We start from the raw sequence: 22732 nt of genomic DNA on the forward strand, positions 1-22732 counted from the left end.
ACTCGCCTCCTTAATTGCCTTGGTTAAGTTTAAAGTCTAATTGAACTTGTAAACCCGGTTGTATTTGAGGTTTTCCGTCAATGATCTTAGGACGGTACTTCCACTTACGCAATGCGCGCTTAGCTTCACGGTCAAAGATACGTTTTGGATCGGCGTCAATTACTTCAACGTCAGTCACTCCACCTAACTCATCAATTGTGAACGAAAGTTGAACCCAACCTTCTTTACCATCACGTGCTGCTTGCGTTGGATATTTTGGTTCTATACGAACGATAGGTGTCGCATCACCATCACGTCCAAATGCACCAGGACCACTTAGTCCACCTGCCGAACTACCAACATCAATGCTTCCCATATTAAATGACATAGCACCAGGTGTTGGACTGTTATTTTCCGGCTGTGGCGGCTGCGGTTTAGGCGGCTGCTTTGGTGGCGGAGGAGGCGGAGGCGGTACACGCTTCCTCTCCTGCACCTTAGATTCAGGCGGATTCGTCATTATTTCGACTATGATCTGCTCTTTTTGTTCCGTATTACGGTCAGCCCCACCAGAGATGAGGAAAGCCATGAAGTAGAACAAGCCGAAAGTAACTGCCCCACCTGCAATCAGTGAAAACAGAAAACGAATCATTACTGATCTCCAGCTATTGAAATTCTCAGGTTATCACCCGTCGCTTTAATCTGGTCCATAACTTTAACCACTACGCCATGTTTTGCTTCTTTATCAGCTTGCAAAATCACAACTTCAGTAGGTTGTTCTGCTAATAAACTTTCGATTTTTGCTGAAATACGTTCAACATCAACCTGCTGTTTATCAATCCAGATTTCGCCGTTACTACGGATAGCAATAAAAATGTTAGCATTTTTTTGCTTAGTAGCTTGGGCAGCTTTTGGTTTATTGACCTCGATACCAGCCTCTTTAACGAACGATGTAGTTACGATAAAGAAAATAAGCATGATAAATACGATGTCAAGCATTGGCGTCATATCAACCGCTGCTTCTTCTTCTTCACGAAAACGTTGTTTACGTGCCATATTTAATTCTCTCTCTAGTGATGAGGCATACTATCAATAAGTTTGGCTTTCACCATTTTAGCTTTTGTCTCAAGACGTGAGCTAAAAAATACTCCAGATAGTGCCGCAACCATTCCAGCCATTGTCGGGATTGTTGCCATTGAAATACCTGATGCCATTAATCTTGCGTTACCTGTACCCTGGTTGGCCATGGTTTCGAAAACCGAGATCATACCAGTAACAGTACCAAGTAAGCCTATTAAAGGACAAACAGCTACTAATGTCTTAATCAACAACATACGCTGATCTAATTTTTCAGACGCTTCAGAAATCCATGCTTCACGGATTCTGTGTGCGTACCAAGACGTAGTGTCTTGGCGGGCATCCCACTTTGCTACAATTTCTTTCGCTGTGCGAGGAAACTCTGCAAGTAAGAACCAATAGCGCTCAATCATTAAAACCCACATCAGAAAGAGTGCTATCGCGACCACGTATAAAACCTGGCCGCCTGTGCCAACAAAATCCCTGATAGATTCCCATATCTCCATCAGGACTAGCATTAGGCTTTCTCCTTCTCCGCGTGAGTAGCAACGATACCCGCGCTTTGCTCATCAAGGATGTGTAATACCGACTTACTACGACCAGCTACTAGAGCATGAAGTAGAATTAGTGGTAATGCAGCAATTAGACCTAGCGCTGTAGTTACAAGTGCTAGAGAGATGTTACCTGCCATGATCTTCGGATCACCCGTACCGAACAATGTGATTGTTTGGAACGTTAAGATCATACCGATTACAGTACCTAGTAGACCTAGTAATGGTGCGATTGCAGCAAGAATCTTGATTATATTGATACCAGCTTCGATGCGTGGCGTTTCACGTAGAATCGCTTCATCAAGTTTAAGCTCAAGGTTTTCAACATCTTGGTTCTTGTTGTCATGGTACACTTTAAGAATACGACCCAGTGGGTTATTTGTATTCGGTGTAGCAACATTTTTAAGTTGGCTCTTAATCTTACTTGTAGTAAGCGTAAGGTCAACAAAGCGAATTAGAGTAATTAGCATACCTAGGCCTAGTAAGGCTGTGATGATATAACCAACTACGCCACCTTGATGGAAGTATTCCATAAGGGTCGCTTTTTGAGTATTGATACGTAAGATAGCACCACGAGTCGGGTCAATATAAACACCAGCGTAGTTATCTGGAGATGTATTTTCAAGCGCTGTGATACCGTCTAAAATGTAACCATCTGGTTGCTTACCTAGAGGCTGGATAGACTTAGTCTCTGGTGAATAAATTAAGTAACCATCGTCTGTAACTAAGTTAAAGTTACCGATACGCGTTACTTTCTTCATTGACGGGTTACCATCAAGGCCAGCAACTTCAGTTTCGAATGTTGAAACTTTAGCTGATTCAGTCATTTCTGTTTGTAGTGAAATCCAAAGTTCTTCTAATTCACGAACAGTTGGAAGTTCTTTAGCAGCAGCTAATGAACGTAATATTTCAGCACGACCTGGCTTTTCAGCACTAACAAGTGATGCTTCGATCGAACCGATAGCGTCTTGAGCTGCACGACGTACAACACCAAACATTTCACCTAAAGTACCTTGTGCGCTTTGAAGAGCTTGCTCTTTCTCTGCTAAAGTATTTTCATTTTGTGCATATTGCTTAGCTAAACTAACGCCACGTGCTTTTTCAGAAGCAAGTTGGCTTTTAGCTTTGTTAAGTAATGATTGCTTGTCAGCACGTTCAGATAAGAACTCTTGCTCACGTTGCTTATTAATTTTACCTTCAGAGATACGCTCTTGCTTTACTTGCTCAAGGATTTTATCTAGAGCTCCAGTATTTGCATGTGCATTAAGCGCGGTACCTGCAGAAACAGTTAGTACTGCTGCAACAGCAAAACCTTTAAATAGTTTCTTCATTATTGATTACTCCGCGCCAAAGATAGGTAGTTTAACAAGTTCTAATGTCGCTTGCTTACGCGCCATACGAATAACTTCTTTAACAGGTTTTAGGTATTCTTCACCTAATTCTTTCCACTGTTTAGTGTTGTTATCCCACACCCAAGCATGTTTCAAGTCAAAAGATTGAGCAACGTAAGTTATACGACCTAATTGACCGATATCAACGTTAATGCTCTTACCATCAACTTCTAATGTACCTTGTGAAGCAGATACAAGTGAACTGTATGCTGTTTCAATAGTGTAAGCTTCAAGTACTTGACGGAATTTTTCAGACGTCGTTACAGACGCAGAAACCATGATTTCACGTAGTCTTTCAACACGTCCTAAACGCGTTTCAAGATTAAATGGAACGTCCGCTTTGATGAATTGCTCAAGCGTATCGATCATGCGATACATCAAAGGCACAACGTTTTGTTTAGTGTTATCAATAGTAGCGATTTGACGATCAAACGATTCAATAGACGCATTTTGGCTATCAACCAAGCGTGATACATGATCGTTATACACTTTCATAAGTTCAGTCTCATCAACGATGCTACGGTACTCAGCGATTAGCTCTTGAGTTTGACCATATACATTGTCAATTTTAGTTTGAGACTTAACAGCAGCCTTTTGAATTTGTTGACCTGCTTTTTGCACGTCATTCAAAGGATCTGCAATCACATTGCTGCTTGCAAATGCAAATGCGCCAACCAACGCAGTTGCTACAAGACTCTTTCTGATTTTAACAGACATAGTTCCCAACCAATTAAGTAATGTTACTTTTATAATTTAATTATCAACCCATAAGGAAGACAACCCTGATATCTTTTAATAGATATCAACCTTCCAATAATGCTAAATGCAATAAGCGCTGTCAACTTGATGTTTGCTTATCTCAGTAAATAAATAGCCAGTTCAAAGCTTACACTAAAGGACTGCATACCAAATGTTAACAATATTGTAACCAGTCTTATTCTTAATATTTCTATCAAAGCCTTTTAAGGGGTATGTTTATTGGGTGTCGCCCTTATAAAAACAACAAAAATGCAACATTCAATTGAAAATGAATTCGCCCTGAAAAAAAACAAAAAAAAATATACTTATTTCTTATATAAGTTTTTTTTTGGCCAACTTCATGCCTTTTTAACTGGTTTTAAACGCTTCATCTGAAAAAACAAACCGTTTATCGCACAAGAAAACATCACAAAATGCCTTTATATTGAATTAATATTCACTTCGAATATCGTATATTGATATTTCCATTACCCAATATTAATGGAGAGTAAAGTGGTTGGTTACGAACCAAATGATGCACAGTGTGCAATTAGTTATTAATTTATTACTCTCAGAAGTTGTCCAAATATTTGAATTTATCTTTTGCTGGGCATGTATTAGAGATGGCTAATTTTAGGAACAAGCTTTCAATGAAATACCATACTCCAATCTGAGCAGCTTGAAGTTGTTACTACAATCAACGTTAGTCACCTATCTTGAATATGATCTATTTAATTCAATTACAATTTTTATGGTAGGCTCTGTGAAAACTATATCATTTCACCTCGTTACATAGCTCGCTACTATGCTTTAAAGGTAGTCTTATAATAACTAAAAGCAGTTGAAGTTTAATTTTTTAATTTTAATACCGTAGCTCAATCACACACAGCAATGCTTACTGTAGTGCCGTTATGCTAATAAAGGCGATAACAATGCATAAATGCCAAATACATTTTATTCAAAGGGTCTTGCTAGAGGTAATTGACTCTTTGTTGTATGCTTAGATAAGGGCTGAAAGTAGCAAATGAAGCTTTACTTGTTCGATTTATGATAAAAGTCTGCTTAGAAATGGGGTCAATTTAACGCCAAGAAAATTGCATAATAGCAATTCGCTTAATTAAGTGATCTATTTTGATATAAGAAAATCGTGTCGACAAAAAGAATAAACTTCAAATAGGTTAAATGGTTATTTTATTCGTTGAATTGATAAAGTGCTTATGTAGATCGATATGACTATAAGGAATGTAAGGCTTTAGCCGCTAACGAGAGCACTAGATTAAAAATCGTGTCGCAAAAAATCTCTAAGAATAAAATTTAACTCAGAAAAATAATAAACTTTAATAGCAAAAAGATAACCCTGTCATTTAATACACGTGGTATTTAATACACGTGGTATTTCGCTTGACGACTTGATCAACCAAATGCTCAAAGAATATTGCTAATTGAACAATAAAGATGCATTTAACAAATATCAGCGCTTTAAAATTAATTAATTTAAGTATGCATTGTAATAATTGATAGCTTTATAGGAGATAGTGAGGAAGATTTAATAGTATTAACAAAGGAATTATGGTGAAACAGATAACTGTTTCACCACGTTGAACGAAGGTTCACATAATAAATTATGCTGCTTCTACGTTCTCAGCTTCAGGGCCTTTTTGACCTTGCTTGATGCTGAATGTCACTGCTTGACCTTCGCTAAGAGTGCGAAAACCAGAACCAGTGATTGCGCTGAAATGTACAAACACGTCAGGACCATTTTCTTGTTCAATGAAACCAAAGCCTTTAGCTTCGTTGAAAAACTTTACTTTACCAGTAACCGACATACTAAATTTTCCTGTAAGTCAATAATTAAAATTCAGCCATATTATTATGGCAATATCCTCCCCGAGTCAATGCCCACAAAATGGAGGTATAGTACAGGAAGAAGTAATAACCTAACCGGTAACCTTAAACGCAGCACAATATCCGTAAATTCAATACGCAAAAACTCAAAGCAAGTTAAGATTAACACATTATTTTTTATTTCGCTCTATTAATTAGACATTATTTATTAAAAATATATTTTTTTATTAAATAATGTCTAAACGGCTAATTTTAATACAAAAAAATACTATTCGGTTACTCTTTTTAGAATCAGTCGCGTATTTTAAATGCGAAATATTTGATCAAAACAAAAATTGTACAATGATCAGCGCAAGTAAAAATCACATAAAAATTTATAAAGTTTAAGCTGATTTACTGAATGATTAACTCACTTCCCATTCAATCATGTCTTCGGCTTTAATGGGAACAACATGCGAATCACCTAGCGAGTAGCTAGCGGGAACTCTCCAAGGATTTCTTTGTAGTGTTATTGTATCTTGATTACGCATAACACCATAAAAATCAGGACCAAAGTGACTAGCAAAACCTTCTAATTTATCCAGTGCACCAGCTTCTTCAAATGCCTCGGCGTATAATTCAATCGCAGCGTGGGCTGTGTATGCCCCAGCACAACCGCAAGCAGCTTCTTTTTTGTCTTTATAATGCGGAGCCGAATCAGTTCCTAAAAAGAATTTTTTATTGCCACTTATTGCTGCAGCCATTAATGCTTGTTGGTGTGTATTACGCTTTAATACTGGTAAACAGTAATAATGGGGACGTATCCCCCCTGCTAACATATGATTACGATTATAAAGTAAATGATGAGCTGTAATAGTAGCCGCTACATTATCCGGTGCATTTACTACGAACTCTACCGCATCTTTCGTTGTAATATGCTCTAGTACAATTTTAAGTTCAGGGAAATCGCTAACAACATCACCTAAAATTGTATCTAAAAATACCTTTTCTCGATCAAAAATATCTATCGACGAATCAGTAACTTCACCGTGAACCAATAAAAGCATCCCCACTTCTTGCATTGCTTTTAGTACTGAGTAAATATTTTTAACGGAAGTCACACCGGAGTCAGAATTTGTTGTAGCGCCTGCCGGGTAAAGTTTAGCCGCAACTATTTTACCTGTTTCTTTAGCTTTTTTAATTTCTTCAGGTGTTGTTTTATCAGTAAGATACAAAACCATTAATGGCTCAAAATCACCTTGAGGACCTGCCGCCATAATACGTGCACGGTATTCAAGTGCTGTATCAGTACATGTTGCCGGAGGAACCAAGTTAGGCATAATAATCGCACGACCCATATAACGACTAATATCGCGAACGGTATCTTTTAGCTGATCGCCATCACGTAAGTGTACATGCCAGTCATCTGGTCGAGTTATAGTGAGTGTTGTGATTGCATCTTTAGTTTTACTAATCATTTTTTTATTCCACGGCTGAATTTATCCGATCATAGGCATAGGAGGTTTTCGAGTAAAGACCTTATTAAAAATAATGGACTCAGCTCTACTATTAAATAAAACTTTACAGCTCATAAAAAGCATTCATCGTTTTATTTTGTAGAAAGATAAAGTTTACGTTAACTTAGTTGCTGTGTTTATAAATATAAAGAATAAAATTAGCTGCCTATGTCGAACAAAGTCGATACCAATGAAGCTCTGGAAATAAAAACTGAACAGCTTAGTATCATTAATCAGTTTTCATCTAGTTTATTACAGCTTGATACTCTAGAAGAGTTACTAGAATACGTAACAACTCAAGTCGTTAATAGACTTGGCTTTGTTGATTGTGTTATCTACCTTGCCGATGACTCAGCTTCTATATTAAACCAAGTTGCATCTATGGGGATCCCCCATCAACGCTACAAATATAGAGCGCAACGAAAGGTAATACAGTTTAGTGAGGGAATTTCGGGCTTTGTTGCACGCACTGGTGAAGCAGTGATGCTTGGTGATGTAAGTACTGATAGCCGCTATATAGCAGATGAACGCCCTGCTCAGTCAGAATTATGTGTTCCTCTTATATATAAAGAGCAAATTTTAGGGGTAATTGATTGTGAACATCCCATTAAGAACTATTTTACTAATGCCCATCTTGAAATACTCACCACTGTCGCACATTTACTTAGTGCCAAAATAAACCAAGTTAATACAGTCAATAATTTACAACAAACTGTTGAGCAATTAAATAATGCGCAAAAGCTTGAAAATAGTCTTTTGCAAATAGCTAACTTAACTTATAAAGCCAGTGACCTAGATACTTTTTTTGAATCTCTTCACGCTATAATTAATAGCTTGTTACGTGCAGATAATTTTTTTATTGCACTTTACGATAAACAAGTAGATATACTCGACATTGTCTACATTGTTGAAGAGGGTATTCAAACAAGCACCCATCAAAAATTTTCAAAAGAGCAACTTAAAGACACTGCCTCATATTATTTACTACAAAAAGATCAGCCATTACTTTTTACAAAAAAAGATTACAAACAACAAATAGCAGATGGCCACTTCAAAATGATAGGCCGACAATCCGAGTCTTGGTTGGGCGTACCATTTAAAGCAAATGAACGTATCAGTGGTGTTATTGTTGTTCAAAGTTATGATAAGTCTTTACATTACAGTGAGCATGACAGCTCATTATTAACGTACGTGAGCCGTCAAATTAGCATGGCAATAGATAGGCAACTTGCTCGCCAGGAGCTTGAGCACCGTGCTTTACACGATGAATTAACTGGACTAGCTAATCGTTCACTATTAATAGAACGTGCGAAGCACGCTATATTAAGACTAACACGTGCCAAAAAAGGCACCAGCCATGCGTTGTTATATTTAGATTTTGACCGATTTAAGAGTATTAATGATTCTCTAGGCCATGAAGTTGGTGACCACTTCTTAATTCGAATATGTGACTTAATTAAAGCCACCGTTCGTAATACCGATACCTTTGCCCGTTTAGGTGGCGATGAGTTTGCTATTTTCATGGAAAATATTACGCATCGAAACCAAGTCAACGAAGCGCTTAAACGGATTCAAACTGTACTTTCAAAACCAATCGATGTTGATGGTCATTTATTACAAGCTTCAACCAGTATCGGTATTGCATATAGTGATAATATAAATGATAAAGCTTATATATTACTTCAACAAGCTGACGCCGCTATGTACGAGGCTAAATCGACAGGTCGTGGGCAAGTTAAGTTTTTTAATAATACCATGCGTAAAAAGCTTAAGACTCATGCTGATATCGAAAACGATTTGCAACACGGTATTGAGCACAACGAATTTGAACTCTATTTTCAACCAATTTTTACCATCGCTGAAAGTGAAGTCATTGGTTTTGAAGCCTTAGTTCGTTGGCATCACCCTAAAAAAGGCTTTGTTTCACCGAATGACTTTATTCCTATTGCTGAAACCACTGGGCAGATTATAAACCTTGATTTGCACTTGCTCGATTTAGCTGCCCAACAAATTTCAGACTGGCACCAGCAAGGTCATCGATTCTTAAAAATTACAGTTAATGTATCATCTCGGCATTTTGCTAGTCTTGATTTTGTTGCGCAAATTCATGCTATTTACAACAAATATCAATTGCCTTTGGGTTCTTTATGCCTAGAAATTACAGAATCAGGTTTAATAGAGAATTTAGATCTAGCAACGCAAATTATAGAAGGCCTATCCCCTCTAAAAGTTAAGCTCTGTTTAGATGATTTTGGCACTGGATACTCTGCATTAGGCTATTTACATCAACTTCCGATTCATGTTTTAAAAATTGATAAGAGTTTTATTGACCACCTTCAAGATTCAACTAACCCGTTGGTTGAGGCTATTTTATCTCTGGCGCAATCATTAAAATTTGCTGTCGTAGCTGAAGGGATAGAGACTGTAGAACAACTAACTATATTACAATCGACGCAATGCGATTTTGGGCAAGGATTTTTGAAATCAAAACCTGTCAGCGCAAACGAAGCCATATTATTAATAAATAACCCCCTATAATATAGCCGATTTTACTCTTTGTTAATCGGTTTTACTTATTCTTACATGGATGTAAGCCTCTAAAGTAACGCAGAAGTAGTTATCGAGCTCACTACACAATTCACACCACGATTAAATCATCCTTAGATAACCTGAACTATGGATAATAAATCTATCTCGAACAGTAATTTTCGACGCTAAAAATTACGTCCAGTTAAAATATATATTATTTTTCCTTCCTTTGATTCAACATGAAGCAAACTCATATAAAACTTGTAAAGTCAGTATTAAATGACTTCTATCATTAGAAATTTAAATTTTTAATAAATTTATGACAATAAACAGCAAAACTTTAGCCATCTAGACGTTGAAACGTTTTTTATATAGGCGTAGTATGTAATTAATCTGAGTTAAACTCACTTTTTCCATGAGAATTTTTAAAGATGATTGGTATTAAACATTTAAAAACCATAGCAACCCTAAAAGAAACAGGATCTTTGGTTAATACAGCACGAGAATTATTTTTAACACAGTCTGCTTTATCTCATCAAATCAAAGATTTAGAGAATAAATTAGATTGCCAATTATTCGAACGTAAAACTCAGCCAGTCCGCTTTACGCCCCAAGGAATGTTATTACTTGAGTTAGCTCACGAAATATTACCAAAAATGGAAGCGACTAAATGCCGTTTAAAAGAAAGCTTAAACCAGCCTATTTCTCAACTGCGTTTAAGTGTGGAATGCCATGCATGTTTTCATTGGTTATTACCTACTATTAAAGAATTTAATAACTTTTGGCCTGATATAAAAATTGATTATGAACGTGGCTTTAGTTACGACGCTATTCCTGACCTACTAAACGATGAGCTCGACTTAGTTTTGACGTCTGATATACGTGAACCCGACACATTAGAATACGCGCACTTGTTTGATTTTAAACTGAAGCTTATTGTGGCGCCTGATCATGAGCTTGCTAAAAAAGCATATGTAACAGCGCTTGATTTGAAAAACGAAACCATTATTTCATACCCTATCCCGCGCGAACGCCAAGATATTTTTAAATACTTTATTCAAAATGCACGTTTCGATGGCACCTTAAAAACAGTTGATCAAGGACTCCTTATTTTTCAATTAGTGAGTGCTGGTATGGGTGTTGCTGCATTACCTGATTGGCTAGTTACCCCTTATGAAAGCCAAGGTTTAATAAAGTCCATCCCGCTAGGTGCGCTTGGGCTTACTCGACCGATGTACTTAGCAATGAAAAAAGATATGAAAGATAACCCTGTTTATCGCCATTTTTTAAATACCTGTAAGCTAAATAACGGTCGATAAATCGCAATCTAATGAGTAACATAAAGCAATACTCTTGTTTTTATGTTGCTTATTATGTTTGTTATTAAAAAAATGATTGGTGGTTTACTTATGCCACTACCTCTATTTGGTTTATTTGCCTGTCTAATGCTCTTACTCGCATTTAAAGGCCGCAAATCAGCTCTCTTCTTATCTACTTTAAGCTTAATTGTATTACTTGCATTGAGTACACCCTTTATCGCCAATTTCATTATCCAAAATAATGAACCTGCGTCGCTTGCATTTAATGCCCTAAAGCACCCTAAAATAGACAAAATAGTCGTGCTAGGTTGCGACATAAACCCAAATTCGGCTTTAAGTTCAAATAATCAATTAGGTAATTGTGCGCTAACGCGCTTAGTCGAAGGTGTAAAACTTGCCAAGTACTACCCTAATGCAGAGCTTATAGTTTCAGGCGGGGGCTATCAAAATACCACTAATAGCGGGCTTATGTATCAAACAGCGGTGAGTTTAGGAATTAATAAAAGCCGTATATTCCAAAACCCAAAAGCAATGGATACCGGTGAGGAAGCTAAGTTACTCGCATCAAAATTAGTCGACTTTAAAGTTGCACTAGTAACATCTGTACTGCACATGCCCCGTGCCAAAGACTTATTTAATGCTCAAGGCATTAAAATCATAACCGCAGCCACTGATTACCATAATTTTGCAGCGCTGCCGTGGAGCAAGCAGTTTATTCCAAATGCTCAAGCCTTACTTGTGGTTACGCAATATAGTCACGAAGTAGTAGGAAATACATGGATAAGTTTGCGCCGCTGGATAGATCCAGAGGCGCTGTAACTTATATAGTCCTAACCTGAACTCTGGACAATAAAATCTATTTCAACCAAAGTTCAGGTTAGCTAATAGATAGCCTAGTTAAACTGGGTTATCTATATCTATAAATATCACCTCAAAACCATGCTCTTGCGCTAATAACTCACCCAAAGCTTTTACACCATCGCGCTCTGTTGCATGATGCCCTGCTGCAAAAAAATCAATATTTTGCTCACGAGAGCTATGAATTGTTTGCTCTGATGCCTCACCGGTTAAATACGCGTCAATACCTTGCTCTGCAGCTAAATCAATATACCCTTGCCCTCCACCGGTGCACAGTGCAATAGTTTCAATTTTAGCTGAGCGTACTAAGCTTGTGAGTGGGGCCCGATTAAGTACTTTTGCTATTTTATTTGCAAAATCTTCACCATTTAGAGGCGTTTTTAAACGTCCTTTCATTGCTACGCTATTTGTAACTGGCTCAAGCCCAGCCTCTATTTCAATATCTAATAACTTTGCCAGTTGCGCGTTATTGCCTATTGCCGGGTGAATATCGAGTGGTAAGTGATAGCAAAATAAATTAATATCATTAGCTAGTAGCGCGCCTATACGACGCTTTTTCATTCCCGTTATAGGTTGGGATTCCCCCTTCCAAAAAAAACCATGGTGAACCAAAATAGCATCTGCTTGTTGCTCAATAGCAGAATCTATTAATGCTTGACTCGCGGTTACACCCGTCACAATTTTTTTAATTTCATTTTTACCTTCAACTTGTAAACCATTTGGGCAAAAGTCTTTAATTAAATGAGGCTTTAAAATGTCATTTAGGAGTTGGTTAAATTCTCTACGTTGCATATAACTTACCTTACTTTGCACTGAATTTTGTGCAAATTTTGGCGTTTATAGGCTTAAAATGGAAGGAAAATCGCAAAAAATTGAAAAACTGTTTTAAAATAGGTATAAATACGTCTTCTTTATCTGTGTTCACAACGTATAGGGTCTCTGATGAGCAAACTAGACAAAACAGAAGTGTTATCTGCCTTTGAATCAGCGTACGAAGCTGCCAATGGTAAAAAACCTGAAATCACAACTAAACCTGGCTGGTACAGCATCGATGGCGGTAAAAACTTACGCCTAGCTGATTTAGTAGAGCTAACTGAAGAATTAAGCTCTGGTAAAACGACACCCAAAGCGCCTGCTAAAAAAACTAAAACCAAAGCGGCTGCGCCTGTAAAAGCACAGAAAAAAGCCCCATTCACTGTTGTTACCGAAAATGAAGAAGGCTACACAGCGGAAGAGCTTTGGATTGTAATTTTAGCTCGTAAAGATCATGATTGTCGCTTACCGCGCGGTGTTGTTTAATCAACATTTATGATTTTTAAAAGAAACCGCGTTAAGCGGTTTTTTTATGCCTACTATTTACCGAGAAAGCCAGTAACCATTTTGCAGCAAAGCCACAAATAACAATAAACATCGTCCCGGCTAATACAGGCATAATCAAAAAGTCCCAACTCTGCCCTGATGCAATAATCAGAATAGGATTAGCACCTGCCGCCGGATGTACTGTTTTAGTGAGCATCATTAGTGTAATTGCAATGCCAACGGCCAATGCAATTGATGCACTGCCATCGCCAACATAAGTTACAAAAACGATACCCACAAATGCAGTTAAAAGATGACCAAAAATCACATTTTTTGGCTGTGCTAATGGGCTATTTGGAATACCAAATACAAGTACTGCTGTTGCACCAAAGGGTGCCATTAACCATATCCCATAATCACCCATGTTGTTCAACCACGCTAGAAATCCAAGCACAAGCGCTGAAAAAACACCGGCAACACAGGCTAATTTGATATCACTTAAATTCATTTTAATCTCTTACATCAAAAGTAGACCGACTTGTCTACATGCACAGAGTAGACAAGTCAGTCTACTTGTGTCAACCTTTGTTTTTGAGGAGACTAAATGACTAAACAAGAACATATTGTAAATACGGCACTTACTTTGTTTTACACCAAAGGCTTACATGCTGTTGGCATTAATGAAATTTTAGCAGAATCTAACGTGGCAAAAAAAACACTTTATAATCATTTTGCCAGTAAAGATGAGTTAATTTGCGCGTGCTTAACCAAAAGAGATACACAGTTTAATAGCTGGCTTGAAGAGATCTGCAATAAACCACTAGCTATTGAAGTCGCTATTTCGTTATTTGCTGGGTTAAAACTATGGTTTGCCAACCAAGTACCAAAGCTTGGGCATTTCAATGGCTGTTTTTTTATAAATGCTGCAGCAGAGTATCCTAATGCTCAACACCCTATAGCAAAGCAATGTATGCAACATAAACAAACCATATTAGACATCATTTTAACTGCATTACTTGCTACACCCGAACTCAAAAATAATAAAGTTAAAGCGCTAGAAATTGCACATACCTTACTTACTCTCAAAGAGGGATTAATATGCCAAGCACGTGTAATGCATAACCAATCTCTCGTTATGCCAAGTATTACTTTGCTAAAACACATAACACAAAGCTAAAAAAAGCGGCTAATAGCCGCTTCCAAAAGATCAAAATAAATTACAGTTTTTCAAAATAAAGTGGTTCGCGCTCTTTTTTACCCACTTCATTCATTGTCTCTGCATTGAATAATCGACCATTGATCATGGTGTAATCTACTTTATCCGAATCTCGAATATTTTTAAGCGGATCGCCATCTATAACCATTAAATCAGCCAGTTTACCCACTTCAAGCGAGCCTACGTTTTTATCAAGCCCTAAATACTTAGCCGGATCGAGTGTCGATGCACGTATTGCCTCAAGCGGTGTCATTCCGCCTTGTGCAAACATCCACATCTCCCAGTGTGCACCTAAGCCTTCACGCTGACCGTGTGCACCTAAGTTAACCAAAACACCTAAGTCTTGCAGTTCAGCAGCAACGCGTGCGTTATTAAAGTGATTATAGTGATGATCGGGCGCTTTAATGCGGCGCATAGAGCGTGGTAATAATTGATTTTTTGGCACAAATTTACTTAAACGCGGATGATTCCACACATCAGTTTTATCGTACCAGTAATTTTCACCCCAAATGCCACCATAAGCCACTACAAGTGTTGGTGTATAGCCAACATCACTTTGCGACCATAACTGCTTTACATCGTCGTATATGTTCTCTACAGGGATTGAATGCTCAATACCTGTGTGTCCATCTACAATCATACTTAAGTTATGTTGTAATAATGAGCCGCCTTCAGGGACAACCATCATTTCAAGCATCCGGCCTGCTTCAATAACTTGTTGGCGCTGCTCACGACGTGGCTGGTTATACGATTTAACACTAAACGCCCCTACTTTTTTAAGGCGCTCTAAATGAAATTTAGCATCGTCTAACGAGTCAATGTGCGAAGTATAACCTGGCATATTTGCGCCATATAAAATAGTACCCGTTGAGAAAATACGCGGGCCAACAATCATGCCTGCCTTTTGCATTTCGCTTGCGGTAAATATTTCGGAGGTATCGTTTGATGGATCGTGAATTGTAGTTACACCCAGCGCTAAACCTGCAAAGTTTTTCCAGTTTTGCTCAGGTATAATTTCATCACTTGCTTGCGAGCCATGTGCATGAGCATCAACAATACCAGGCATAATAGTTTTGCCTGTTACATCAATAACCTCAGCACCTTTAGGGATGCTTATATCGCTGGCTGTACCAATTGCTTTGATATGCTTGCCATCAGTAATAATGACGCCATTTTCAATAACCTTTTCGCCATCCATAGTTATAATTTTTGCACCAGTGAGCGCAATCATACCTTTAGGCTCTGCCATTTTTTTACTGAAACCGATATTATCGCCACTTTTCACTTTAAAGTCGGTATCTTCGGCTTTGTTAATAGCAAACATTCCTTCAAGGCTTGCATGATAAAGCTCAGGCCCTAATGTCCAATAAAGTTTGTTGCTCTTTGCACTCCAACTAATGTTTTCACCAGCACGAACCGATAACTGCTCTATTGGAAATTGACTGTCTTTAGGGCCAATATTAATTGTTTTACCACTTTGAACTAACGGCGTTACAAATACTTTAAATCGCTCAGCAAAAGCGAGGTATTGCCCATCTGGTGATACTCTAAATTCAGTAGCATGCTCTGACTCGTATAGTTTGCGAACTTTTTTACTTTCAAGCTCTACTACGCTAAGCGTTGGTTTTGGCCAAGGACTCATAATGAAAACACGATCGTTTGCATCTCCAAATTGTGGTTGATAACCACTTTTTGAAATAAGCTCACTTTTACCGCCTTTAGCGCTTACGCTATAAACCCCCGGATTAAGTGACCACTTAGGGTTTAAAATACTGCCGCCAGTGGCTTTACGATAAACAACCGTTTTACCATCTGGACTAAACGTTGGCTCTACATACTTGCCTGGCTGCGTAGTAATGGTATCGCCACGGCCACTGCGTGCAGACACAACCCTTACGGACCCTTGCTTGTTATCATCCCATGTGGTGTACACTATTTTTTTACCATCGCGAGAGTACTGTGGAAATAATTCGTAATGATCTGTTTGCTTTGTTAAACGCTTAATTTTACCCGACTCTAAATCACGTTTATAAATATGCCCAAGCGCTTCAAAAATTGCCGTTTCGCCATCTGGGCTTACTTGCACATTACGCAGCATTTTTACATCAAACTCGTCGGTATCTAAGTTTTGTGTAAATCGCACTGTTTTTTGAATTTTTTTACTTGTTTGCACTTTAAAAGGTATGGTTTTAACAGATTTGTCTGCAACATCTAGCTTGTGAATTGTGCCACCAGCCCAAAATACCAGTTCTTCATTATCGGGTGTCCATGCAATGGTTGGGTATACACCATGAATAGCCCAGGTTTCTTGCATATCTCGCTCAAGCTTATCGTAAAGCTTAGTGTGCTCACCGCTGGTTAAGTCATATAAATAAAGACTAGTTTGAAAATCATCACGCTTTATATACGCCAGTTTTTTACCATCAGGTGACGGTGTAGGCCTAATGGCACCGCCCATCGTATCGATTATGGTTTCAATTTCACCCGTTTCACGGTCGTAGCGCTTAATTTTATAAATGCCCGCTACAGAATCCTTTGAATAATGAAAGGTTTTACCGGGTGTTGCATCATGTGAGAAGTATACATAACGACCATCAGGTGAAAACATTGGCTCACCTAAATCTTTTTGATCGTTCTCGCGTTTTGTAAGCTGCACGCCTTTGCCACCCGCTTTATGATACAACCACACTTCACCGGCACCTAATGAGCGGCTAGCTGTAAAGTGTTTACGCGCAACTAAGTAGTCGCCATTAGGGCTCCATGCAGGGCTATTTAGTAATCTAAAAGTTTCGTCGGTAACTGCGTGTTGGTTTTCGCCATTTAAGTCCATTATCCAAATGTTATCGCCACCACCTTGGTCGGAGGTAAACGCAATACTTTTGCCGTTAGGACTAAAGCGTGGTTGCATTTGCCATGCAATATCAGAGGTGAGCTTTGTAGCTGTACCACCACTCATTGGCATAGTGTAAATATCGCCAAGTAAGTCAAACACCACGGTTTTACCATCAGGGCTAATATCTATATTCATCCATGTGCCCTGCTCAACGCTAATTGCAGCGTCAACAAATTGCCCCTTAGGTGAATCTACTTGCCATTTTTGTTCGTCTTTTTCAGCGGCATTTACCTGCCCTATCGCTAATGACACCGACAGCGCCAATACTGTATGAAGCATTTTTTTCATGCGTTTCTCGCTTGTTTTTGTTGCTGTAAAACTATTTTACACAATTGCAACAAAAACAAGCGCAACTTGCCAGTGTTATATGATAAAGCGCGGTTTATATAAGTTTAATGCCAAACAATAGGGTCAAATTGATAGTAATTAACGAGCATACTGTAAATTTCAGGATCGTATCGGCGAAGCTCTGCGGGTTTTTCGAGGAAGGTTTCGGTGATAACAGCAAAAAATTCGGCTTCATTAGTTGCACCATAGCTGTGAATAACGTGTGGCATGCTATAAGCAACATGACTTTTCAACTGCGTAAACGCGCGGCTAAATACTCGACCCCACTCTTTGTAATCTGCTGAGCTTTTTAAAAGTGGCGTGCCTGTTGTTTTTCCTGTTTCTTGATCGAGTTGATGCGCAAATTCATGAAAAACTAAATTATGTCCATCACTTGGCAAGCGGTTACCTTCAAGCACGTCATGCCAGCTTAAAACGAGTGTGCCGCCAGGCCATGACTCGCCTAGTCTTACCGTATTATGGTAACTCACAAGTCCTGCACTATCGCGAGTTGATTGCGGAGCATAATAAGCACTTGGGTATAATAAAATTTCTTTTACATTTCTATATAACGGCCACGGTTTATTAAGTACTAATACACACGCATCGGCGGCAACAATTAACTTCATTGCAGACGTTAGCCTTAAGCCATCACAACCGACAAAGCGTTTTTCGTTTAAAAACCACGTTATGTGTCGCTCTAACTTTTCTCTGTCGGCGTCAGTCATTTTTTTATAGATGGGCATGCAACGCAGTAAAATATCTTTTTGCTGCGAATTTAAAGCAAAATCTTTATATTTACTGCGCCATAATCGGTTTTGAATTGATGGCCAACGCCAGAAAATCACCACAAAAAGAATTAAAACAACAATTAACAGTCCATTTATCATGGGGATTTCCTGAGCTAAGGTATGGTATATAAATATGTCCAGCACACGTGCTTTTCAAGCATATAAGGTTATGTATTTAAATATAAAGTAATTCACATCGCATTGCTTATAGATTAGTTAACCTGAACTTTGGTTAAGAGATTTACTAACGTATTGGATCATGGTGATATTTAAATTTATTTTCTCTAGCCAGAGATTTTCAGTGAAAACAAGGCAAATTTACGCGTCAATAGCGGGCCTATTGCAAGTAAATTCAACGCAGTTAGCGCTAAAAATAGCTGCTTAAGATAGATTTATTATCCAGAGTTCAGATTAATTACTACTTTGCACTGCCGTTAAATGATGTGTTTAAAGTTAATTTTTGCAAAAAGTGTCAAATGTATCCTGCAATGTGCTTATAAATTTCGCTACGTGCAAACCATCCATTAATGAGTGGTGTACATCGATAGCTAAAGGCATTGTACCTGTGTGTTTATCAAACTGACCAAATACAAATTTAGGAATGCCTAAACTCTCCCCTGCACTAAATGCATGCGAAAACGCACTAAAATTCAGCCACGGCAAAACAGATATATGAATTAAATCTGCCTGCCCTTCTGTTTGGGCAAATGCATCAGAAAATAACGGCTGTAATTTCGCTTTTTTGCTTACGTCACTTGCATGATTTGCAAACTCTTTAAAATCGCTTGCGCTATTAAAATAACTAAAAACAAACGTATCGTTTTCAGACAACTCAACCACACTAGCGCGAACACTGTTAAGTAGCCATGGCTTACTATCTATAATACGTAGCATTATTGAATCGTACTCATGGCACGCTTTTAAGGTGCAATATACATATGCTTGAAAAAAAGAAAATTGATTGGTTTTGCAATAGTCATACAGCGCTTGAGCATCTAAACGCACACACACATTAAAATAAGGCTGAGAAAAGTGTTTAAATAATTCAAAGTGTTGCTTTCTAGGCCAATTATCTAAATCGATGGGCTGCATGAGAGAAGTTGAGGGAGTCATAATTTGCCGCACAAAATTAAAAATAAAGTGTACCGCTGTTCAGTAATAATTGCATTAGAGTCTGCTGATCTTTCAAGGTTAAATCCGCAAAGATCAACCCCCTTAACTTACAGATAAAAAAAAGGTGCGCAATTGCACACCTTTATATAAATTCAAACTTAGATTACAGACCGTTTTTAATGATCTCTTGGGCTAATTCGTCAGCAATTAAATGCGTTGATTTTTGCTCTTTTTCGCTGCGAGCAAAAATTTCAGTTAACGTATTAAAAATACCTTCAACATGTTTATTAGACGCTGCTGCACTGTAACCATCTGGCGCTGTTTCATAATAAACATTAATAATACCACCGGCGTTAATTACGTAATCTGGTGCATATAAAATGCCTTTTTCACGAATAACTTCACCGTGGCGAGATTCTGCCAGCTGATTGTTAGCACAGCCTGCAATAATAGTCGCTTTTAAACGCGGTATCGTTAAATCGTTAACGGTTGCACCTAATGCACAAGGTGCATAAACATCAACATCTAAGTCGTAAATGTCATCAATGCCAACCGCAGTTGCACCAAAATCACTTACTACACGGTCAATGGCAGCTTGGTTAATGTCAGTTACAAACAACTCAGCGCCCGCATCATGTAAATGTTTACATAAACCATAAGCAACAGCACCTAAACCTTGAACAGCCACTTTTACGCCTGCAAAATTTTGATGGCCACGTTGATGCTGTAGCGCTGCTTTAATTCCTAAAAACGTACCGTATGCTGTAAATGGCGATGGGTTACCACTTTTACCTTCAAGACCCAGTACGTAATTAGTTTCTTTATTCATAATAGCTACATCAGCACATGTGATGTTTACATCTTCTGCTGAGTAATAACTGCCATTTAATCGCTCTAACTGACGGCCAAATGCACGAAATAATTGCTCAGATTTAATTTCTTTCGCATTACCTATAATCACAGATTTACCGCCACCAAACGGTAAGCGCGCAACTGCATTTTTATAAGTCATGCCCTTTGATAAACGTAGCACGTCATAAACAGCATCTTCGTCGTTCGCATAGTCCCACATTCTACATCCGCCAACTGCGGGACCTAGGTTGGTATTATGTACAGCAATAATTGCTTTTAAACCCGACTCTTCATCAGAACAAAAAACCACTTGTTCATGGTTATCAAATTCAACTCGATTAAACACAGCCACTTAAAATACTCCGAAATAGTTAACCCGTGAGAGGGTATGCGCGCTGGAAATTGCCGAGACTTTATCACTTCATATACGTGTTCGCTATACTCACAGATGATAAAACCAATGAAAACATTAAGCTTAAATTAAATAACCTAATTAAAACTTTTATATAGATAAAAAATTCAAAAAACCGTAATTTGTAAGTTTTAAATACTATAAATATAAGAACCTCACTAACTTACGTTTACGTACACGTAATACAGCGTTTGTGTGTAAAGTTTAATATACAAGTGCTACTTGCCCGCCACATACTGCTGCCTATAGGTTTTCAGTAAAAAGTGATCTTTTTTGCAAACTGGTCAGAGCTGTAAACCTGCTAATAACTCTATTTAAAAAACAAAAAGCGAGCACTAGGCTCGCTTTTTAAAAATACAAAACGTACGTTATTTTAGCTTGCTATCAAGCTCTTCTATTTTAGCTTTCCAGATAGCAGGGCCTTGTGTATGCGCATTAGCGCCTTCACTATCTACTGCAACAGTCACTGGCATATCTTCTACTTCAAATTCGTAAATAGCTTCCATACCTAAATCTTCAAAAGCAACTACGCGTGCTTTTTTAATTGCTTTAGATACTAAGTAAGCTGCGCCGCCTACAGCCATCAAATAAACAGATTTATGCTCTTTAATAGACTCAACCGTTGCAGGGCCACGTTCAGCTTTACCAATCATGCCTACAATGCCTGTTTTTTCTAGCATCATATCGGTAAATTTATCCATGCGAGTGGCTGTTGTAGGGCCAGCAGGACCTACTGCTTCATCGCGTACCGCATCCACAGGGCCTACGTAATAAATAAATTTATTATCAAAGTCTACGCCCTCAGGTAAACCTTCACCTGAGTTGATCATATCTTGCAAACGTTTATGCGCTGCATCACGACCTGTTAAAATAGTGCCCGAAAGTAAAACGGTTTCACCCATTTTCCATTCTTGAACATCTTTTTTAGTCAGTGTATTTAAGTCAACGCGACGTGTGCCTTCGCCCACTTCAAATGTTACTTGTGGCCAATCTTCTAGCTTAGGTGCTTTTAAATTAGCAGGGCCAGAACCGTCAAGTGTAAAATGTACATGGCGAGTTGCCGCACAATTTGGGATCATTACTACAGGTTTTGAAGCTGCATGCGTTGGTGCTGTTTTAATTTTAACATCAACAACCGTTGTTAAACCGCCTAAGCCTTGTGCGCCAATACCTAATTTATTAGCACGGTCAAAAATTTCTAAACGCAGTTTTTCTTCAGTTGTCTCTGCGCCGCGTTCCATTAATTCATGGATATCAACCGGATCCATTAACGACTCTTTAGCCATTACTGCTGCTTTTTCAGCCGTACCACCAATACCTATACCTAGCATGCCTGGCGGACACCAACCAGCACCCATTGTTGGTAGTGTTTTTTCTACCCATGCAGCAACATCATCTGACGGGTTTAACATAACCATTTTACTTTTGTTTTCAGAGCCGCCGCCTTTAGCCGCAACCATTACTTCTACTTTTCCACCCGCTACTAAATCAATATGCACAACCGAAGGCGTATTATCTTTAGTATTTTTACGCGTACCAGCAGGGTCTGCAACAATAGATGCACGTAAAGGGTTATCTGGATTCAAATATGCACGACGAGTACCTTCATCAACCATTTGTTGAACGGTTAAATCTGTTTTATCCCACTTAACATCCATACCTACTTTAACAAAACAGGTAATAATACCGGTGTCTTGGCAAAGTGGACGCTTGCCTTCAGCCGACATGCGTGAGTTAATTAAAATTTGTGCAATGGCGTCTTTAGCCGCTTTACTTTGTTCTTTGTTGTACGCTTTTTCGAGTGCTTGAACAAAATCAAGTGGGTGATAGAACGAAATATATTGCAATGCATCTTCAATGCTATCAATAAAGTCTTGCTGACAAATTGTACTCATAGTGGTTCCTTAAGTTACCGTTACGCGTTGTCGCGTAATCTAAATCAAACCGGTGACGGTGGTTTGCACTGTTTTTTGCAGCTTAGTGCTGCCAAAAAATTTGACTTATGATACCCTCCCAGCCCGTTTCGAGCCAGTTCTTAAAGGGGCAGTA

19 protein-coding genes are annotated in these 22732 nt (G+C 38.4%); 5 read left to right on the top strand and 14 right to left on the bottom strand.

The window, feature by feature from the left end; all coding sequences use genetic code 11:
• Positions 1–10 precede the first annotated feature (10 nt).
• The 7 genes from LOS73_RS14640 to pyrC all read right to left on the bottom strand — a co-directional run bounded on the left by LOS73_RS14640 (position 11) and on the right by pyrC (position 7035).
• Positions 11–628, bottom strand: a complete 618-nt coding sequence (locus LOS73_RS14640; protein WP_033016273.1) for an energy transducer TonB — start codon at positions 626–628, stop codon at positions 11–13.
• Positions 628–1032, bottom strand: coding sequence for an ExbD/TolR family protein (locus LOS73_RS14645; RefSeq protein ID WP_002961710.1), 405 nt, complete (start codon positions 1030–1032; stop codon positions 628–630). The genes LOS73_RS14640 and LOS73_RS14645 overlap by 1 nt, the downstream gene beginning before the upstream one ends.
• Before the next feature lie 14 nt (positions 1033–1046).
• Positions 1047–1571 carry a MotA/TolQ/ExbB proton channel family protein gene (locus tag LOS73_RS14650; RefSeq protein WP_002961709.1) on the bottom strand — a complete coding sequence of 175 codons (525 nt, stop codon included), beginning with the start codon at positions 1569–1571 and terminating at the stop codon, positions 1047–1049.
• Positions 1571–2935: a MotA/TolQ/ExbB proton channel family protein gene (locus LOS73_RS14655; RefSeq protein WP_033037762.1), complete on the bottom strand. Its 1365-nt coding sequence runs from the start codon at positions 2933–2935 to the stop codon at positions 1571–1573. Before LOS73_RS14655 ends, LOS73_RS14650 begins: the two co-directional genes overlap by 1 nt.
• A 6-nt stretch (positions 2936–2941) precedes the next feature.
• A complete protein-coding gene (locus LOS73_RS14660; RefSeq protein ID WP_033016274.1) occupies positions 2942–3712 on the bottom strand; it encodes a DUF3450 domain-containing protein in 771 nt (256 codons plus the stop codon).
• A gap of 1643 nt (positions 3713–5355) precedes the next feature.
• On the bottom strand, positions 5356–5559 hold the full coding sequence (locus LOS73_RS14665) for a cold-shock protein (RefSeq protein ID WP_002961702.1): 204 nt from the start codon (positions 5557–5559) through the stop codon (positions 5356–5358).
• 423 nt (positions 5560–5982) lie between these two features.
• A complete protein-coding gene (gene pyrC, locus LOS73_RS14670) occupies positions 5983–7035 on the bottom strand; it encodes a dihydroorotase (protein ID WP_457933903.1) in 1053 nt (350 codons plus the stop codon).
• Positions 7036–7242: 207 nt separating this feature from the next.
• Between pyrC and LOS73_RS14675 the strand changes: the two genes are divergently transcribed.
• The 3 genes from LOS73_RS14675 to LOS73_RS14685 all read left to right on the top strand — a co-directional run bounded on the left by LOS73_RS14675 (position 7243) and on the right by LOS73_RS14685 (position 11741).
• Positions 7243–9612 (top strand): EAL domain-containing protein, encoded by a 2370-nt coding sequence (locus LOS73_RS14675; protein ID WP_008138441.1) that lies wholly within the window; start codon positions 7243–7245, stop codon positions 9610–9612.
• 422 nt (positions 9613–10034) lie between these two features.
• Positions 10035–10922 (top strand): LysR family transcriptional regulator, encoded by an 888-nt coding sequence (locus LOS73_RS14680; RefSeq protein WP_007375877.1) that lies wholly within the window; start codon positions 10035–10037, stop codon positions 10920–10922.
• 54 nt (positions 10923–10976) lie between these two features.
• Positions 10977–11741: a YdcF family protein gene (locus LOS73_RS14685; RefSeq protein ID WP_457933904.1), complete on the top strand. Its 765-nt coding sequence runs from the start codon at positions 10977–10979 to the stop codon at positions 11739–11741.
• A 78-nt stretch (positions 11742–11819) separates the two neighbouring features.
• On the opposite strand, the gene LOS73_RS14690 is transcribed toward LOS73_RS14685, so the two are convergent.
• Positions 11820–12572, bottom strand: coding sequence for a Nif3-like dinuclear metal center hexameric protein (locus tag LOS73_RS14690; protein ID WP_457933905.1), 753 nt, complete (start codon positions 12570–12572; stop codon positions 11820–11822).
• Positions 12573–12722: 150 nt separating this feature from the next.
• Between LOS73_RS14690 and LOS73_RS14695 the strand changes: the two genes are divergently transcribed.
• Positions 12723–13079, top strand: coding sequence for a hypothetical protein (locus tag LOS73_RS14695; RefSeq protein WP_007375880.1), 357 nt, complete (start codon positions 12723–12725; stop codon positions 13077–13079).
• Positions 13080–13110: 31 nt separating this feature from the next.
• On the opposite strand, the gene LOS73_RS14700 is transcribed toward LOS73_RS14695, so the two are convergent.
• Positions 13111–13587: an HPP family protein gene (locus LOS73_RS14700; RefSeq protein ID WP_007375881.1), complete on the bottom strand. Its 477-nt coding sequence runs from the start codon at positions 13585–13587 to the stop codon at positions 13111–13113.
• Positions 13588–13683: 96 nt separating this feature from the next.
• Between LOS73_RS14700 and LOS73_RS14705 the strand changes: the two genes are divergently transcribed.
• A complete protein-coding gene (locus LOS73_RS14705) occupies positions 13684–14256 on the top strand; it encodes a TetR/AcrR family transcriptional regulator (RefSeq protein WP_457933906.1) in 573 nt (190 codons plus the stop codon).
• A gap of 40 nt (positions 14257–14296) precedes the next feature.
• On the opposite strand, the gene LOS73_RS14710 is transcribed toward LOS73_RS14705, so the two are convergent.
• The 5 genes from LOS73_RS14710 to LOS73_RS14730 form a co-directional block, all read right to left on the bottom strand.
• Positions 14297–17476 (bottom strand): amidohydrolase family protein, encoded by a 3180-nt coding sequence (locus LOS73_RS14710; protein WP_457933907.1) that lies wholly within the window; start codon positions 17474–17476, stop codon positions 14297–14299.
• 104 nt (positions 17477–17580) lie between these two features.
• Complete coding sequence (locus LOS73_RS14715) at positions 17581–18405, bottom strand: M90 family metallopeptidase (protein ID WP_149591973.1); 825 nt, start codon at positions 18403–18405, stop codon at positions 17581–17583.
• A 354-nt stretch (positions 18406–18759) separates the two neighbouring features.
• The gene (locus tag LOS73_RS14720; protein WP_457934970.1) at positions 18760–19398 is read right to left on the bottom strand and encodes a CatA-like O-acetyltransferase; all 639 of its coding nucleotides are present in this window, start codon (positions 19396–19398) and stop codon (positions 18760–18762) included.
• Positions 19399–19582: 184 nt separating this feature from the next.
• Positions 19583–20623, bottom strand: a complete 1041-nt coding sequence (locus LOS73_RS14725) for a Leu/Phe/Val dehydrogenase (protein ID WP_033028599.1) — start codon at positions 20621–20623, stop codon at positions 19583–19585.
• Between the two features lie 428 nt (positions 20624–21051).
• The gene (locus tag LOS73_RS14730) at positions 21052–22578 is read right to left on the bottom strand and encodes a fumarate hydratase (protein ID WP_007375888.1); all 1527 of its coding nucleotides are present in this window, start codon (positions 22576–22578) and stop codon (positions 21052–21054) included.
• Positions 22579–22732: the final 154 nt, after the last annotated feature.

The organism is Pseudoalteromonas sp. SCSIO 43210 (assembly GCF_054133285.1).

Coding starts and splice junctions, on each gene's coding strand:
- LOS73_RS14640 (WP_033016273.1), bottom strand. CDS start 628: ATGATTCGTTTTCTGTTTTCACTGATTGCAGGTGGGGCAGTTACTTTC.
- LOS73_RS14645 (WP_002961710.1), bottom strand. CDS start 1,032: ATGGCACGTAAACAACGTTTTCGTGAAGAAGAAGAAGCAGCGGTTGAT.
- LOS73_RS14650 (WP_002961709.1), bottom strand. CDS start 1,571: ATGCTAGTCCTGATGGAGATATGGGAATCTATCAGGGATTTTGTTGGC.
- LOS73_RS14655 (WP_033037762.1), bottom strand. CDS start 2,935: ATGAAGAAACTATTTAAAGGTTTTGCTGTTGCAGCAGTACTAACTGTT.
- LOS73_RS14660 (WP_033016274.1), bottom strand. CDS start 3,712: ATGTCTGTTAAAATCAGAAAGAGTCTTGTAGCAACTGCGTTGGTTGGC.
- LOS73_RS14665 (WP_002961702.1), bottom strand. CDS start 5,559: ATGTCGGTTACTGGTAAAGTAAAGTTTTTCAACGAAGCTAAAGGCTTT.
- pyrC (WP_457933903.1), bottom strand. CDS start 7,035: ATGATTAGTAAAACTAAAGATGCAATCACAACACTCACTATAACTCGA.
- LOS73_RS14675 (WP_008138441.1), top strand. CDS start 7,243: ATGTCGAACAAAGTCGATACCAATGAAGCTCTGGAAATAAAAACTGAA.
- LOS73_RS14680 (WP_007375877.1), top strand. CDS start 10,035: ATGATTGGTATTAAACATTTAAAAACCATAGCAACCCTAAAAGAAACA.
- LOS73_RS14685 (WP_457933904.1), top strand. CDS start 10,977: ATGTTTGTTATTAAAAAAATGATTGGTGGTTTACTTATGCCACTACCT.
- LOS73_RS14690 (WP_457933905.1), bottom strand. CDS start 12,572: ATGCAACGTAGAGAATTTAACCAACTCCTAAATGACATTTTAAAGCCT.
- LOS73_RS14695 (WP_007375880.1), top strand. CDS start 12,723: ATGAGCAAACTAGACAAAACAGAAGTGTTATCTGCCTTTGAATCAGCG.
- LOS73_RS14700 (WP_007375881.1), bottom strand. CDS start 13,587: ATGAATTTAAGTGATATCAAATTAGCCTGTGTTGCCGGTGTTTTTTCA.
- LOS73_RS14705 (WP_457933906.1), top strand. CDS start 13,684: ATGACTAAACAAGAACATATTGTAAATACGGCACTTACTTTGTTTTAC.
- LOS73_RS14710 (WP_457933907.1), bottom strand. CDS start 17,476: ATGAAAAAAATGCTTCATACAGTATTGGCGCTGTCGGTGTCATTAGCG.
- LOS73_RS14715 (WP_149591973.1), bottom strand. CDS start 18,405: ATGATAAATGGACTGTTAATTGTTGTTTTAATTCTTTTTGTGGTGATT.
- LOS73_RS14720 (WP_457934970.1), bottom strand. CDS start 19,398: ATGCAGCCCATCGATTTAGATAATTGGCCTAGAAAGCAACACTTTGAA.
- LOS73_RS14730 (WP_007375888.1), bottom strand. CDS start 22,578: ATGAGTACAATTTGTCAGCAAGACTTTATTGATAGCATTGAAGATGCA.